This window comes from Halobacillus trueperi (assembly GCF_003386945.1).
Lineage (GTDB): Bacteria > Bacillota > Bacilli > Bacillales > Halobacillaceae > Halobacillus > Halobacillus aidingensis.
Window position 1 is genome coordinate 35,398 of the sequence record NZ_QUAE01000018.1, and the last position, 15,557, is coordinate 50,954.

At 43.1% G+C, this 15,557-nt stretch carries 16 protein-coding genes; 9 read left to right on the forward strand and 7 right to left on the reverse strand.

What is annotated here, in order from left to right; all coding sequences use genetic code 11:
* The first annotated feature begins 148 nt into the window (after positions 1 to 148).
* Positions 149 to 346: a cold-shock protein gene (locus tag DYE48_RS16450; RefSeq protein WP_089653196.1), complete on the forward strand. Its 198-nt coding sequence runs from the start codon at positions 149 to 151 to the stop codon at positions 344 to 346.
* A gap of 828 nt (positions 347 to 1,174) precedes the next feature.
* On the opposite strand, the gene map is transcribed toward DYE48_RS16450, so the two are convergent.
* Both map and DYE48_RS16460 read right to left on the reverse strand, forming a co-directional pair.
* Positions 1,175 to 1,930 (reverse strand): type I methionyl aminopeptidase, encoded by a 756-nt coding sequence (map, locus tag DYE48_RS16455; protein ID WP_115824589.1) that lies wholly within the window; start codon positions 1,928 to 1,930, stop codon positions 1,175 to 1,177.
* A gap of 87 nt (positions 1,931 to 2,017) precedes the next feature.
* A complete protein-coding gene (locus DYE48_RS16460; RefSeq protein WP_115824590.1) occupies positions 2,018 to 2,572 on the reverse strand; it encodes a sugar O-acetyltransferase in 555 nt (184 codons plus the stop codon).
* A gap of 88 nt (positions 2,573 to 2,660) precedes the next feature.
* Here DYE48_RS16460 and DYE48_RS16465 point away from each other — a divergent pair, with 88 nt between their 5' ends.
* From DYE48_RS16465 to DYE48_RS16480, 3 genes are all read left to right on the forward strand, one after another.
* Entirely contained in the window at positions 2,661 to 3,161 is a 501-nt protein-coding gene (locus DYE48_RS16465) for a GNAT family N-acetyltransferase (protein WP_115824591.1), read from the forward strand.
* A 691-nt stretch (positions 3,162 to 3,852) separates the two neighbouring features.
* A complete protein-coding gene (locus tag DYE48_RS16475; RefSeq protein WP_115824593.1) occupies positions 3,853 to 4,575 on the forward strand; it encodes an ABC transporter ATP-binding protein in 723 nt (240 codons plus the stop codon).
* The gene (locus tag DYE48_RS16480) at positions 4,568 to 6,202 is read left to right on the forward strand and encodes a putative ABC transporter permease subunit (protein WP_115824594.1); all 1,635 of its coding nucleotides are present in this window, start codon (positions 4,568 to 4,570) and stop codon (positions 6,200 to 6,202) included. Before DYE48_RS16475 ends, DYE48_RS16480 begins: the two co-directional genes overlap by 8 nt.
* A 66-nt stretch (positions 6,203 to 6,268) precedes the next feature.
* Here the strand turns inward: DYE48_RS16480 and DYE48_RS16485 are convergent, their stop codons facing one another.
* Together DYE48_RS16485 and DYE48_RS16490 are read right to left on the reverse strand one after the other, a co-directional pair.
* The gene (locus DYE48_RS16485; RefSeq protein WP_115824595.1) at positions 6,269 to 6,475 is read right to left on the reverse strand and encodes a zinc ribbon domain-containing protein; all 207 of its coding nucleotides are present in this window, start codon (positions 6,473 to 6,475) and stop codon (positions 6,269 to 6,271) included.
* 35 nt (positions 6,476 to 6,510) lie between these two features.
* Positions 6,511 to 6,930: a universal stress protein gene (locus DYE48_RS16490; protein WP_115824596.1), complete on the reverse strand. Its 420-nt coding sequence runs from the start codon at positions 6,928 to 6,930 to the stop codon at positions 6,511 to 6,513.
* A 282-nt stretch (positions 6,931 to 7,212) separates the two neighbouring features.
* Here DYE48_RS16490 and DYE48_RS16495 point away from each other — a divergent pair, with 282 nt between their 5' ends.
* Complete coding sequence (locus DYE48_RS16495; protein ID WP_089653179.1) at positions 7,213 to 8,673, forward strand: SulP family inorganic anion transporter; 1,461 nt, start codon at positions 7,213 to 7,215, stop codon at positions 8,671 to 8,673.
* A 13-nt stretch (positions 8,674 to 8,686) separates the two neighbouring features.
* Here the strand turns inward: DYE48_RS16495 and DYE48_RS16500 are convergent, their stop codons facing one another.
* The gene (locus DYE48_RS16500) at positions 8,687 to 9,241 is read right to left on the reverse strand and encodes a GNAT family N-acetyltransferase (protein WP_115824597.1); all 555 of its coding nucleotides are present in this window, start codon (positions 9,239 to 9,241) and stop codon (positions 8,687 to 8,689) included.
* 1,036 nt (positions 9,242 to 10,277) lie between these two features.
* On the opposite strand from DYE48_RS16500, the gene DYE48_RS16510 reads away from it, so the two are divergent.
* Entirely contained in the window at positions 10,278 to 11,150 is an 873-nt protein-coding gene (locus DYE48_RS16510; protein ID WP_115824599.1) for a DMT family transporter, read from the forward strand.
* A gap of 77 nt (positions 11,151 to 11,227) precedes the next feature.
* Here DYE48_RS16510 and abc-f read toward each other — a convergent pair whose 3' ends face one another.
* Positions 11,228 to 12,808 carry a ribosomal protection-like ABC-F family protein gene (gene abc-f, locus DYE48_RS16515; protein ID WP_167449538.1) on the reverse strand — a complete coding sequence of 527 codons (1,581 nt, stop codon included), beginning with the start codon at positions 12,806 to 12,808 and terminating at the stop codon, positions 11,228 to 11,230.
* 281 nt (positions 12,809 to 13,089) lie between these two features.
* Here abc-f and DYE48_RS16520 point away from each other — a divergent pair, with 281 nt between their 5' ends.
* The gene (locus DYE48_RS16520; RefSeq protein WP_115824601.1) at positions 13,090 to 13,623 is read left to right on the forward strand and encodes a dihydrofolate reductase family protein; all 534 of its coding nucleotides are present in this window, start codon (positions 13,090 to 13,092) and stop codon (positions 13,621 to 13,623) included.
* Positions 13,620 to 14,243 carry a class I SAM-dependent methyltransferase gene (locus DYE48_RS16525; protein ID WP_244199457.1) on the forward strand — a complete coding sequence of 208 codons (624 nt, stop codon included), beginning with the start codon at positions 13,620 to 13,622 and terminating at the stop codon, positions 14,241 to 14,243. Before DYE48_RS16520 ends, DYE48_RS16525 begins: the two co-directional genes overlap by 4 nt.
* A gap of 15 nt (positions 14,244 to 14,258) precedes the next feature.
* Here the strand turns inward: DYE48_RS16525 and DYE48_RS16530 are convergent, their stop codons facing one another.
* A complete protein-coding gene (locus DYE48_RS16530; RefSeq protein ID WP_115824602.1) occupies positions 14,259 to 14,438 on the reverse strand; it encodes a hypothetical protein in 180 nt (59 codons plus the stop codon).
* Between the two features lie 129 nt (positions 14,439 to 14,567).
* On the opposite strand from DYE48_RS16530, the gene DYE48_RS16535 reads away from it, so the two are divergent.
* Positions 14,568 to 15,545, forward strand: coding sequence for a S66 family peptidase (locus tag DYE48_RS16535; RefSeq protein ID WP_115824603.1), 978 nt, complete (start codon positions 14,568 to 14,570; stop codon positions 15,543 to 15,545).
* Positions 15,546 to 15,557: the final 12 nt, after the last annotated feature.

Below are 15,557 nucleotides of genomic sequence, written 5' to 3' on the forward strand. Positions count from 1 at the left end.
GGCCATCTGTTATACTAAGGTTAATTATTCGTTGTTCGATCAGATTCATGCAAGAGAAGATGTTTCGTAAGATGTCGTCTTGATGGAACTTGAAAAGAGCAAGAATAGTAATACAATGTGGAATTTTTCCACGCAGGAGGTAACGTACATGGTTGAAGGTACAGTAAAATGGTTTAACGCAGAAAAAGGTTTTGGATTTATCGAGGTAGAAGGTCAAGACGACGTCTTCGTACACTTCTCTGCTATTCAAGAAGAAGGTTTCAAGTCTCTTGAAGAAGGACAAGTTGTAAGTTTCGAAATTGAAGAAGGTCAGCGTGGACCACAAGCAGCTAACGTTCAAAAATAAGGACGTATAAAAACTCCCCTTTCATAGGGGAGTTTTTTTATTACCCAAATCCACCAACCCCTCTCCCACTAAATCCCCTTTTTCTGGAAGACTCAGTTTCGAGATGTTTGTTGTGTGGATAGGGGCTGCGGGGAATGGCTCGCTTTCCGCGGGAGCGCGGTGAGCACATTCCCCGCAGCCTTGCCTAGTTGAAATAATGAATGACAACCCCCGGACATGGATACGGGGTCAGGGAAACGACGATTTGCAGTGTTTTGGATCAGTCAGTAGAAAAACACACACGTTCGTGTCTCCATTAGCTTTTCATGCGGACGTTTCCCAGACCCTGTTCCCACACCTTATTCGTGCAGGATCTATGGTTAAAACGACTCTATAACGGCTTGGGTGAGCAGGTCTTCATTACCGAACTTGGCAGGTTACTGCTAGAGCGATTTCGAGAACCTCATATGGTAAAGGGGCGGAGGGAAAACGGTGAAACTCCTACCTTAAGTGTGCAATCGCCTCGATCAGCGGCGTATGGACTGGACTGAGCTGGCGGAGATAAAGGAAACACGAAGACCAGAGTGATTCGATGTTGACTTATCGTACAGAAGCGAGGGAAGTCTCACTAGCCGCTAGGCACCGGAACCGGTTAACTAAGAGGAAGTGCGTGGTAGATGAGACCCCGCAGAGCGTTAGCTCGAGGAAGCTCATCACTCGCCCACGGAAAGCGAACCTTTTCCCGGAGCCCTAAACACTCACAAAAGTCCCGACATCGAGTCTTCCATAAACCTGCCATTTTCTTCAACAAAAAAAGGAAGGCTCAGTGGCTGAGCCTTCCTTTTTTGCTTATTCTTCGTCCTGTTCGGTAAGAATGAAGGGACCTTCTTTTGTAATGGCGACGGTGTGCTCATACTGTGCAGAAAGCGAACCGTCAACAGTACGTGCTGTCCAGTTGTTTTCATCCATCTGGCTGCCCCACGCACCAATGTTAATCATCGGTTCAATCGTTATGACCATGCCCTCTTTCAAGCGAGCTCCTTTTCCAGCGGCACCAAAATGAGGAATATAAGGATCTTCGTGAATGGAATCACCAATTCCATGTCCTGTGAAATCACGGACTACAGAATAGCCTTCCCCTTCTGCATAAGATTGAATGGCATGACCGATATCACCGATGCGGTTCCCAGGAACGGCTTGCTCAATCCCTTTATAAAGAGAAGTTTTCGTGACATCCATTAACTTTTCAGCTTTTTCACTAACCTCTCCTACGGCATGTGTCCAGGCTGAATCAGCCAAGAAGCCATTCAAGTTAACAACCATATCAATAGTAACGATGTCGCCTTCCTCCAGTTTTTCTGTACGTGGGAAACCGTGACAAATTTCATCATTGATGGAAGCACATGTAGTGAATTCATATCCCTGGTAGCCTTTCTGCTCCCCAGTGGCTCCACGCTCAGCTAAGTACTTTTCAACGAAATTTTCAATTTCCATCGTAGTTACGCCTGGCTTAATGAACGTGCGCAATTGTTTATGAACACTCGCAAGAAGCTTCCCTGCTTCATGCATCTTTTCAATTTCTCTTTGACTCTTACGTTTGATCATTTGCTCAATCCTCTCTTTTTCTATTACGTATGCATGTATCCTCTAGTATGATAACGAAAAATTGGAGGAACGACTACCCTTACGAATTCAATCTACCTTTCGAATTTCCTTTGCAGGGTTTCCAGCTACAAACACATTAGGTGGAACATCCTTCGTAACCACTGCCCCTGCGCCAACCACGACGTTCTCTCCAATGGTCACTCCCGGGTTGATGACAGCACTTCCTCCGATCCATACATCATCACCAATAGTAATCGGTCTGCCTGACTCCAATCCACTCGCCCTTGTCTCTCGATCCATTGGATGTGTGGCCGTGTACAATTGGACATTCGGACCGATCAGCACTCTTTTTCCGATACGGATCTCACAGACATCCAGAAATACACAATTGTAATTAGCAAAAAAACCGTCACCTACATGAAGATTGTAACCATAATCACAATAAAATGGAGGTTCGAGCACTATCTCCCCTTCAATCGTACCAAAAAGATCATGAATCAGCTGCTTACGATAATGGTCCTCTGTATCTTTCGTCTGGTTCAATTGATAAGTCAGTTGTTTAGCGCGGGACCGTTCCATCGTCAACTCTTCGTCCCAGGATTTATATAATTCGCCTGCCATCATCTTTTCCTTTTCAGTCATGAGATCACCTCAGTCAATAAGTACGTTCTCTCTTTACTTTACCATAGTTTTTCGCTAGTCTAGGAACAACCGAAGGAGGTCATTTATTATGCAAGTACGCGAATTGAATCAAGCGGATGCTAAAGGATATTACCATTTAAGACTGGAAGCACTACTAACTAATCCTGATGCGTTTATCACTACATATGAACAAGAAAAACAACGGCCTGACCCAATCAACACGATCGCAAAAAGGCTGGAAAGTGAAACCTCCCGGACGTTCGGGTTATTTGTTGAGGAAACGCTCGCAGGTATCGTTACCTTAGTGAAAGAAACCCACCCAAAGTTTTCCCACAAAGCTTCCGTCCTAGCCATGTACATAACTAAAAATCATAGACGAAAAGGCGGCGCCGAACTCTTAATCAAAGAGTTGATTCAATTTGCCCGTGCGATCGAGCTGGAAGTGCTTCACTTGAGCGTGGTCACAGATAATCATCCTGCCCAGGAGTTGTATAGAAAGCTCGGATTCCACACGTATGGCACAGAGGAAAAAGCCATTAAATTACCAGACCGCTATTTAGATGAAGATCATATGGTCCTCTTCTTATAACTAATTCTACAATTATAATGTCAATTTCACATAAGCTCCCTATTCTTGAAGACTCAGTTTCGAGGTAACCGGGGTTCATTTGCCATATTAGCAGTCAGGGGTGGTCGGGAATCTACTCGCTTTCCTGTGGGGGAGCTTGGATCTTCCTCGGACTACGTCCTGCGGGGTCTTGCCTATCTCCTTCTCCCACGGGAGTCTCGCAACTTCCCAACCACTCCATTCGATGTAGGTGAGAAACGAACCCCTATACCAAGATGGGACGTCTTCCACCCACCCCAAAACAGGCATAAAGTGCTCCGTTTCAGGATTTCATGATCAGAATCAACATTGGAGAGAACTTTATACTATTCACTTCGTTTAAGCACAAAAGCGGAGTTGCCGAGAAGTGGTTTCGAGAAACTGATATAGCCAAGGGGCGGAAGGGAATGGGGAGACTCCTGTGGGAAAAAAGTGCATGGTGAGACCCCAGGACGCAGCCCGAGGAGGCTCAACGCGCTCCCACGGAAAGCGACTCATTCCCCACAGCCCCCATCCACTCAACAAAAGTCTCGAAACTGAGTCTTCTACAACCCTGCCATATTCTTCAATAACCAGAGAAAAATAATAACCAACTGAGAGTTGGAAAATTGAAACATTCTCCTCGTCTCTTCCGTATAAAAAGAGGAAAGTAACATACATAAAGGGTGAAAATATGATAGAAATTAATCGTATCTCCAAAAGCTTCGCAGGAAAGCACGCGGTCAAAGACCTTGATCTTTCTGTTCCAGATGGGAAAATCTTCGGCTTTCTCGGCCCGAATGGGGCTGGAAAATCAACAACCATCAAGATGATGACAGGGATTTTACCAATTGATGAAGGTTCAATCATTATGAACGGCATCGATGTAGAAAAAGAACCGATGAAGGCAAAACATCAATTTGGGTATGTCCCGGACCGTTCAGACATTTTTCTCAGGTTAAAAGGAATCGAATATTTAAATTTCATTGCTGATGTGTTCGAAGTTCCTAAGGATATCCGAAAAGAAAAGATCGAATACTTAACAAAAAGCTTTGGCATTTATGAGGCTTTAAATGATCATATTCAGACCTACTCTCATGGAATGAGACAAAAAATTGTTGTCAGTGGTGTACTGCTTCATGACCCGGATGTATGGATTCTAGATGAACCGTTAACGGGGCTGGATCCGAAGTCTTCCTACACATTAAAGGAAATGATGCGCGACCATGCTAGAAGAGGGAAAATCGTTTTCTTTTCCACTCACGTATTAGAAGTAGTGGAACAGCTGTGTGATGAAGTCGCTATCATTAACAATGGGCATGTGCAATTCAAGGGAAATATGGTTGAGATGAGACAGCAATTTAAAGATGATGATAATTTGGAGCAATTGTTCCTGGAGCTGACGCAAAATGAGTAAAGCGTGGAAATTAATGCGAGTCATGGTCAAAATGCAGTTGTCCATGGCTAATAAAAGCAGCATGGAAAAATTCGGATATATCATGATTGGTTTAATGATGATCCCTTTCGGTCTGCTTATATTGTTTTTCATCCAAGGTATCATTGGTAACATGTATGCCGCCCTTGAACCAATAGGCAACGAAGGGGTCATTCTCGGATTATTGTTTGTTATGATGACTTTTATTTTCTGTTTCACAAGTATAGGGACCGTACTCAGTTCTTTTTACTTCGCCGAAGATGTGGAGTCCTTTATTTCTTTACCTTTTCAACCTTATCAAATCTTGTTCGGGAAGTCTGCGGTTCCATTTCTATCGTTATACGGTTTGAATACGATCTTGCTGCTCCCTTCTCTCGTATTTTATGGCATACATAGTGGGGCTGGAGTCCTTTATTACCTTTTGGCGTTTATCGTATGGGCTTTGACGCCGATCATTCCTTTCGTTTTAACTGCCATCGTATTAATGTTCATTATGCGATTTGCTAACATATCTAAAAATAAAGATCGTACGAAAGTCCTCGTCGGGCTCCTTGGTTTTGTTTTTGCTATCGGAATCAATGTACTGATAAGGTTGGATTCCGGAACAGGCAACGCAGCCGAAATGTTAACACAGCAAAACGCCCTTCTTGAACTTGTAACGAAATTCTTCCCGACTGCTTATTTCAGTAGTATCGCACTGACTGATATAGGATCCTGGACTGGCCTTTTTTACTTCCTGCTGTTTGTCGCTTTATCTCTGGGTGCAATCCTGTTATTCCTCACAATCGGGCAGAGCTTCTACTTCAAAGGAGTACTGGGGTTATCTGGAGGAAAGCGCGGTGAATTCGACGAAGAGAAAGTTCAGAAGCAAGTAAAGCAGCAGTCCATACTATTGAGCTTATGGAAAAAAGAGATGCGCATCATTTTTCGAACACCGACTTTTTTTACACAAATTGTCGTACAAAGCCTTTTCTTTCCTGTATTCTTGATTATTATCATGATGCTGGACCCCAACGGACCTCTTACGGGGTGGGGCACGCAGCTCAATGTAATTGAAGGAAAAAAAGTCATTCTTGGGATGTTCGGCCTCACAGTTGTCGCACTGGGAATCAACCCCGCCTCCTTCTCCTCTGTTTCCAGAGATGGGAAGAGCTGGTTCAATCATTTATATTTGCCGATTCCGGCCTCAAAGGTCATCCTTAGCAAGCTGCTTGTGTCCTTCTTCATGAACTTTCTATCCATACTTCTTTTAAGCTTGGCCGCTCTAATCGTCCTTAAAGTGCCTTTTATCATATGGTTCCTCTGGTTTGTGGTTTCTCTTATAACAGGCTGGATCGCTAGCATTGCAGGGCTCATCATTGACTTGTATAGTCCTAAGCTTAATTGGACGGATGAGCGTGAAGTATTTAAAGGAAGATTTATTGGAATTGTCCCCCTCGCACTGGAAGCCGCAGTCTTCGGAGTCATCATTCTGATTTTGTGGAATAGTGGCTTGGAAGGGATATGGACGGTGAGTAGTGTACTGATCCTTGTGTTGCTGATCATCACTGCCATTACACAATATTTCTTGAATCGTATGGTCCAACAAAAATACTATAAGATCCTTTGAACATTTAAAAAAGCTCTGAGTGAAAAACTCAGAGCTTTTTTATATTCCACCGTTTTTCATTTAGAGTTAGCCTCCAAAGAAAAAGTCGAGAATGTTACCTGCTTTGGAAGCATTTTGATTGTAAAACTCTGAGTATCCGCAGTTTTTGCAATATACGACGGTGAATTTGTTGTTTTGTACATCCATCATTTTTGATAGACCTGAACCTGTCATAGATACATCCTTTTTTCCTGCATCTGTACTTCCACATTTAATACAGCCTTGATTACTCATTGGATATACATCTCCCTTCTAGACTATAATTACCATCATTTCACAATCATAACTGGACATTTCGCTCTCTTCGCCACTTTATGACTTACACTACCTAATACCATTTCCTGCAGTGTATTCAAACCTCTACTTCCAATTACTACAAGATCAAAGTTATTTTTATTCGCATATTTAACTATCGTTGGACCTGGTTCACCATGTTGTATATTTATTTGATAAGAAGCATTTTTCTCCTGTAGGATTTCTTCGATTGGTTTCAATCTCTGCTGTCGGCGCTGTTCCACCATGCCTTGATCACCTTCGGATAGGACATCTGATTTCGACTGCTCACCATCGATCACATAAACGATTGTAATTTCACCGTCCCCTTGTAAGTTGGCGAGCTCCGCAGCACGTTCAGCTGTCCGGATGGAGTGTTCGGATCCATCTGCTGCTACTAATATTTTTTTATACATCTGAATTCCCCCAGTCGATAATCATTTATTTTTTCCATTTTACCATTTTCCTTCATGATAAAGGTAATAAAACTCCCATTAAATAACACCCAATAAAATTAATTTTGTATAGTTAGGGTCTATGAAGGCGAAAAAAAGAGAAAAAAGGAGAAAAACATTTATTTATGCGCTTACATGGGGTTATGTAATATCCCCTATAGGTGATATAATCTGATCGTTCTTGCCGGATTTTCGTATTGTCACGGACAATACAAAACAAAAATAATAGAAAGAGGTGCGCAATTGAACACAGAAACAATTAAACAACAATGGTTTGGAAACGTAAAAAACGATGTGCTTTCAGGCATGGTTGTCGCTATGGCGCTCATCCCTGAAGCGATCGCTTTCTCTATCATCGCTGGAGTCGACCCCATGGTAGGATTGTACGCTTCCTTCTGTATCGCTTTCGTCATTGCTTTTCTGGGTGGTCGTCCTGGTATGATTTCTGCCGCCACCGGAGCTATGGCTGTCCTTATGGTCACTTTAGTCAAGGACCATGGTTTGGAGTATTTACTAGCTGCTACGATTTTGACGGGTATCTTACAGTTCACTTTGGGTGCATTAAAAATTGGTCAGCTTATGAAGTTTATTCCTAGGTCTGTCATGATTGGATTTGTCAATGCCTTAGCCATTCTCATTTTCTCATCACAACTTGTCCATTTTGAAGGGGCAGGACTAGCTATGTATGCGATGGTGGTAGGTTCATTAGCTATTATTTATATCCTACCAAGGTTCACTAAATCCGTTCCTTCACCATTAGTGGCTATTGTCGTAATGACAATCATCGCCATCACCACAGGAGCTGGATTGAAAACAGTAGGAGATATGGGGGAACTATCCAGTACGTTACCTATTTTCCTACTACCAGATATTCCATTGACGTTTGAAACACTACAAATAATTTTCCCTATTTCACTAGCTCTTGCTTTTGTAGGGTTACTTGAATCATTATTAACTGCACAAATTGTAGATGATATGACAGATACTGTGAGTGACAAAAATAAAGAAGCCAGAGGACAAGGAATGGCCAATGTGGTTTCCGGGTTCTTTGGTGGAATGGCTGGTTGTGCCATGATCGGTCAATCCGTTATTAACGTCTCCTCGGGTGGTCGTGGACGATTATCGACACTCGTAGCAGGAATATTTATGATGTTGTTGATTATTGTATTCAACGATCTACTTGTTCAAATTCCTATGGCGGTCCTTGTCGGGGTTATGATTATGGTATCGATTGGAACGTTTGATTGGAGCTCACTGACACGCTTCAAAAAGACTCCGGTTACAGACAGTATCGTCATGCTAGTAACTGTTGGTACAGTTGTACAAACTCATGACCTGTCTAAAGGCGTCATTGCTGGGGTCATCTTAAGTGCTATCTTCTTCGTTGCTAAGATTTCAAAAGTAAAAGTTGAGGAAGTATTCGACCAGAATGCAGAAAAAATGGTTTACCATGTCAGTGGTCAAGTCTTCTTTGCTTCCACAGACAGCTTGATTAAGCATTTCGACTATGATGTTCAAGTCCCTCATGTAGTCATTGATTTTACTCATGCCCATGTTTGGGATGACTCAGCTGTTGCTGCGATTGATAAACTTATAACGAAATATGAAGACCGTGATGTAGATGTCGAGATTGTCGGATTGAATAAGGACAGCTCTCAGCTTGTTCAACGTCTTACAGTCAATGACAAACTGAATGCTTCATAAGAAAAGCGCAAGGCTATAGCCTTGCGCTTTTTTCTATCCATTCTTCCCTCAGCATGCTGTAGACACAAGAATCCTGCCATTTCCCTTTGACAAGCAAATCCTTCCGAAGCGTTCCTTCTTTAATCATCCCGACCTTTTCAAGGACCTTGATCGATCCGATATTCTCCGGATTTGATGTTGCCACCACTCGCTGAAGTTCACAATGCTCAAAACAATAGTTAATCATTAATTGAACGGCTTCTGTGGCCAGGCCTTTTCCCCAATAATCATGATGAATGATAAAACCGATTTCACCAACACCATCCCAGTCTCTGATGTTCATCTCAATATTACCAACCACTTGGTCCATTTCTTTTTCTACAATGGTAAAAACATAGCGACTTCTATGTCTTTGTTTCCGATCAATAATCACTTGACGGACGAAAAAGAGACTGTCTTCCTCTGTGTTCGGCCCCCACGGCTGGTGTTTTACCGTCTCTTCGTTCGATGAATAAGGGTGAAAAGCTGACCAGTCTTCAAGTAAGACCTCCCGAAGATAAATACGGTCATTCTCTTCAATCACATCCACTCCATCACGTCCTATACCCTTTATTTATATTAGTTTCTCTTTTAATATTTTCATCCAAGGACTAGGGTCTTCTTTCACCATATAAGCGCGCACACCCTTGTGTGTGTGCAAATATAGCATTCCATACATAGCCGAGGACTTTCGATATGAAACATCATGAATGGCATGAAGAGGAAAAGTTTCCTTTGGTGACACGACCCTCGTTTCAAACAGCTTTAGCGTGTTTTCTTTTTCTATATAATGCTGCTGATTATTTTCTATGACACGCGTTCTCTCAAAAATAGGATGAGAACATATCAACATCTATCGCCCTTTCCTTCTCCTTGACTACTCCAAGTATATCGCACTTTTCAAGACCATGTATATACAATCCACTTTACTCCGCTACATGGCAGTATTCTTGAAAACTTGATTTCGAGATGTTTATGGAGTGGATGGAGCTGCAGGGTATGACTCACTTTCCGCGGAAGCGCGGTGAGCCTCCTCGGACTCCGTCCTGCGGGGTCTCACCAAGCACTTTTTTCCCGCAGGAGTCTCCCCATTCCCCTCCGCCCCTTTACCATGTCAGGATCTCGAAACCAGTTCTCAGAAACTCTGCTTGTATGTTCAAGTGAAGTGGATAATATACAACTCTCTCCGTGTCAATCCGAGTGTAAAAACTTGATATAGATCGCTTTATGTCTGCTTCTGAGTGGGAGTGGAAGAAGCCACATCTGGGTAAGGGGTTCGTTTCTCTCCTAAATCGAATGGGGTGGTTGGGAAGCTGCGAGACTCCCGTGGGAGAAGGAGATAGGCGAGATCCCACAGGGCTTTAGCCCGAGGAAGCTCGCCACTCCCCCACAGGAAAGCGAGTAGCTTCCCAACCACCCCTGACGCTCAAACCAGGCAACGAACCCAGGAACATCTCGAAACTGAGTCTTCAAGTATAGGGAGCTTTTGTGGAAGAAGTGCATCTGGCTTTCTTTCGAGGATTTTTTGTATTAGGATGGTAAAGGTGTTTTTTTTGCACAACCTAAGTACAACTGGAGGAACCATCATGAGCAATCGAAATAAAGGAATTATACTTTTACTTATATCTGCCTTCGGCTTCTCTATGATGGCGGCACTAGTCAAGCTTTCTGGAGACGTTCCGACTGTTCAAAAGACCTTATTCCGCAACCTCGTATCAGCCATTATCGCCTTTGGTTTTGTCATATACAACAAAGAACGATTATTTGGAAAAAAGGAAAACCAGAAGCTGCTGCTCTCTCGTTCAGCACTTGGTACGATCGGGATGGTGTTGTTTTTCTATGCCATTGATAACCTCGTGCTGTCTGACGCGGATATGCTCAACAAACTCAGTCCATTTTTGTTAATTATTTTTTCAGCTATCTTTTTGAAAGAGAAAGCACGTTTGTATCAAATCATCGCTATTATCGTCGCGTTTATCGGCACACTGTTCATCATTAAACCGGCGTTTTCTGTCGAGTTCATCCCTTACCTCGCGGGAATTTTTTCAGCTGTTTTTGCAGCGGGCGCTTATACTTTACTACGTGTTTTAGGAGATAAGGAAAAATTTTATACCATCGTTTTCTACTTCTCGTTTTTCACGACGGTCACCCTGCTCCCTTTCACCATTGCTTTCTATGAACCGATGAGCTTGAAACAATGGGTATATCTACTATCCGCTGGTGCATTTGCGACGTTAGGACAGTTCGGTTTGACGATCGCCTATAAATTCGCACCGGCACGTGAGATCTCGATCTTCTTCTATTCCACTGTCGTCTACTCGGCACTCATCAGTATTATCTTATTTGATCAAGTACCCGATATCTTCAGCATTCTCGGTTACTTCACAATCTTCGGCGCTTCTCTTTACATGTTCTTGAGAAATAACAAAGAGGCAAAGAAAGTCGAGACATCTCGGTAGCTTGTCGTGAGAAGTGCTTCTTCACGCAGCGAGATCTCTCTTATCATAAAAAAAGCGACCGCAGCCGGTCGCTTTTTTTAATCCTTTTTCAGTTTCTTTAATTGAGACAAGGTTTGTTGATACTCAGACTCCAACCCGGCAACATCATCGTTCGGCCCTGGCATGCTCAGCCGACTGATAAGTTCCGTCAACCTTGTTTCTAATGCCATCTGATCGTAGGCTTCCTCGTCTGCGACGGGGGGATTCTCCACATACTCTTCCCATTGTTTCCATGTGCCATCAAATGTTTTTAACCTTGAATCTTCAATCATCCATAATTGATCCGCTGTCCTCTCGATGAATGTACGATCATGGGTAACAAAAAGAATCGTCCCTGGAAAATCACAAATCAACCGTTCTAAAGCTTGAATAGCTTCAAGGTCCAGGTGGTTCGTTGGTTCATCCAGCACGAGGAACGTAGACCCGCTGGCCATCAATTTCGCCAAAGACAGCTTCACCCGTTCTCCTCCACTTAATTGTCCTATGATTTTGTTCATATCATCAGCAAAAAACCTGAGGCGTGCAAGGATGATACGGATTGTAGTTTCAGATAGTGAACTCCCTTCACTTGCATAGTCGTACACTTTCTTTTCTAAAGGCAGCTCTTCCAGGGTCTGATGAAAATATCCCACCTTTACTCCAGGAGAAAGCCAGTCGGTGTTTTTTAAAAGGTATCGAATAAAGGTGGATTTCCCTGTGCCGTTCCCACCGATGAAGGCTGTCTTCGATCCATTTCTCAATGACAACTTAGGACTGGAAAAAAGAAACCTTGAGCCCACTTGGACCTCAGTCTCCCCCGCCTTCCCCAACACTTTTTTACTTGAAGGATTCAATTGGTTGAACTCCATTTTCACTTGATCCCATTCCATCGGTTTATCTGCCTTCTCAAGACGGTCCAACCTGCGTTCTAGTGTTTTACTGACGCGTTCCACCTTCTTTTGATGGGCAGCCGCTTTGTTTTTACCCAGCTGCCACTCAGAATTCCCCATTCTCTTTGGAGGTTTTCGCATTCCTTTCGATTGGGACTGCTTCTGGCGGATTCGTTCTTCGATTCTGTTTTTTTCTTTCACATACTGTTCGTGCTTTTCGTACATCTGCTTTTGTTCCAGGTCCTTTTGCGCTTCATAAAAATCATAATCACCATGGTATTCCGTTATCTTTCCTTGCTCGAGTTCCCATATTTTATTGCAGCAGCGATTGAGCAACTTTCGATCATGAGAAACAACGACATAAGCGCCTTCATGATGGCGCAAATTTTCTTCTAAGTCTTCGATGTGCTCCCAATCCAAGTTGTTGGTTGGTTCATCAAGGAAAAGCAATGGGTGGCGCTTTTCAAGCACTTGCCTTAAACGGGCGAGCGTTTTTTCTCCACCACTCATTGTGGAAGTTTTCCATTCTTCTTCATTCATCTGTTGCAGCCATCCATAAGAAGTGTGCCATTCCACTTGCGGCACTATGTCGAGTTTCCCTAACAAGTATTGCAACAAGAGACTTTTCCCTTCTCCGTTTCTGCCTACTAAACCGATCCGGTCCCCTTCATGAATCCTCAGTTCTTTAATATCAAGGATGTTCCGGCGCCCGATTTGATACTGTATATTGATTGCTCGCATGTTCAACATAAATAAACCTCCCTGAATCGTTCCAGAGAGGTTTGAGCCTGCCATCGCTTTTAGGTACACCACGACATATATGAAGGGTGATGTTAAAGCAATAGAATCCTTTTTAAAAAAGGACAGACCAATCCTGTATCTGGAACGAGTGTTGTTTCTTATTCTCATACTCGTTTAGCAACAGGATTAGTACTTCATTGCTTTAAACGTCAGTCCCTTCTTTTTTGGTTACGTTTATTATATGATGAAGTGGCTTGGAAATACAAGACAAAAAGAACGGAGGAATCCATATGGGTAAAGTCATTTTATTCATTGCTCAAAGTGCCGATGGTTATATCGCAAGAGAGGATGGCAGCATTGACTGGCTGCGGGATGATCCAGAAGAAGACTATGGGTATGAAGAATTTTTCCACACCGTCGATACCGTCTTTTTGGGGAGAAAAACATATGATCACATCTTTGAATTAGCTGAAGATTTCCCCTACAAAATGAAGGATGTGTATGTGGTCAGTAACTCACGCGAAGGCCATGACGAATACGCAACATACCTCCAGCCTGAACAGATCCTGCCTCTCGTGAACATGCTGAAGAATGAACAGAATAAAACCATATGGGTCGTCGGAGGAGCAAACCTGCTTCATTATTTCATCTCCGCTGGATTGATTGATGAATACCAGATTTTCATTCAACCAACATTGATCGGTAAAGGCATTCCACTTTTTCAAAAACATGACCACGAAGAAGAGCTGCAGCTTACAGAAACAAATGCCTACCCTGACGGCATGCTGGCGATTACTTACCAAAGAAAGGAGCAGAGCCATTGATTCCACAAGATTTAAAAAAGAACCTCTCTGACGCGTATGACCGGCAATCGAAACAGCGCAATCAAACCCAGACACAAGATTGGAAAATTCATGAGCGGGAAGCTTTCCTGCAAAGATTGAGGGATGAGAAAAAACATACCATGCTCGAAATCGGATCCGGGCCTGGGAAAGACAGTCTTTTCTTTTCACAAAAAGGAGTCGACGTTCACGCAACGGATTTATCTGAAGAAATGGTGCAGCGCTGTCGTGAAAAAGGATTGAAAGCAGACGTTATGAGCTTTGATGACTTACAGTTTCCAGCAGGATCTTTTGATGCCGTTTGGGCGTTGAATTGTCTGCTTCATGTTCCCAAAAAGAATCTTCCTGAAATTCTAACAGGTCTTCGTAGAGTTCTAAAAAAAGATGGGCTCTTTTATTTAGGTGTTTATGGCGGCATCAACCACGAAGGCATTTGGCAAGGAGACTTTCATGAGCCTAAACGCTTTTTCTCTTTTTATGATGACGATATTCTTGAATCCATTCTAACAAGGGATTTCAAGATCGAAGTTTTCCATAAAATCCCAATGGATGAAGATGGAGATGGACCCACTCATTTTCAGGGAGTCATTTTAAGAAAGTGAATGAGGAGTCACGATTCACTCCCCACCCCCGTCTCCACCGCCATCCGAATGATCGAACTGATGAAATCCAGGCTGCCACGTCGCCTCATCTTTTTTAGAGGAAAGGCTGCGACTGCTCGTTGATTGCCCTACAAACCTGAAGATAAGGGCTAAAAACACAAGGACAAGGATGAGTCCAATAACCGTTGGGAACATATCGTTCCTCCTTTCTCATACATACGAGTGAATTCGAAAATAGTTTCGGAATTTTCTTAAAGTGATAGACGAAAACACGCGTATTTGGTATAGTGATGTAATTTACCAATGGACGAAGGAGGAAAGCCAATGATACCTGAGAAATTGAAAAAGGGAGATGAAATTCGAGTGATCTCTCCCGCTAAAAGTTTAGCGGTCGTAGCACCTGAACAACAGGATCTTGCCATAGAGCGATTAAATCAGGCGGGATTCAACGTAAGCTTCAGTACATATGCGGCAGAAAGCAGCCATTTCATCTCGAATCCGGTCGATCACAGAGTGGCCGATATTCACGAAGCTTTTTCTGATCCGAATGTCAAAGCCATCTTGACTACTCTTGGTGGATATGACAGCAACCAGTTGTTGAGCCATCTGGATTTCGATCTCATTCAAAAGAATCCAAAGATTTTCTGTGGCTATTCGGACATTACGGCTCTCACCAACACGATATATAAAAAGACGGGGCTGGTCACATACAGCGGTCCCCACTTTTCCTCTTTTGGTATGGAGAAAGGCATCCACTATACGTTCGATCATTTTATGAAAGTATTCACTGAAACAGAACCGCAAAAAATATACCCAGCGTTTGACTGGAGTGACGATCGTTGGTACTTGAATCAACAGGAGCGACAATTCCATACCAATCCCGGCTATGAAGTACTGCATGAAGGAGTGGCTGAAGGAACCTCCATAGGTGGGAACCTATGTACATTGAACTTGCTTCAGGGAACGCCGTATATGCCTTCCCTCGAGGGTACAATCCTGTTCCTTGAAGATGATCTGTTATCAGACCCCTTTACCTTCGACCGTGATTTACAATCATTGATCCACCAACCTGGCTTCGAGGGAGTGCGGGGAATGATCATCGGCCGCTTCCAAAAAGAATCCAACATGGATGATGATATGCTTATACAGATTCTCAAGTCTAAAAAAGAACTCGGACATATCCCGATCATTTACAATGCAAGCTTCGGTCATACCACTCCGATCTTTACTTTTCCTATCGGAGGCCAAGTAAGAATTGAAGCCAAGAAACAAGCTTCAGCAATCGAACTTCTGGAATATTAAAAGGAGCCCCGT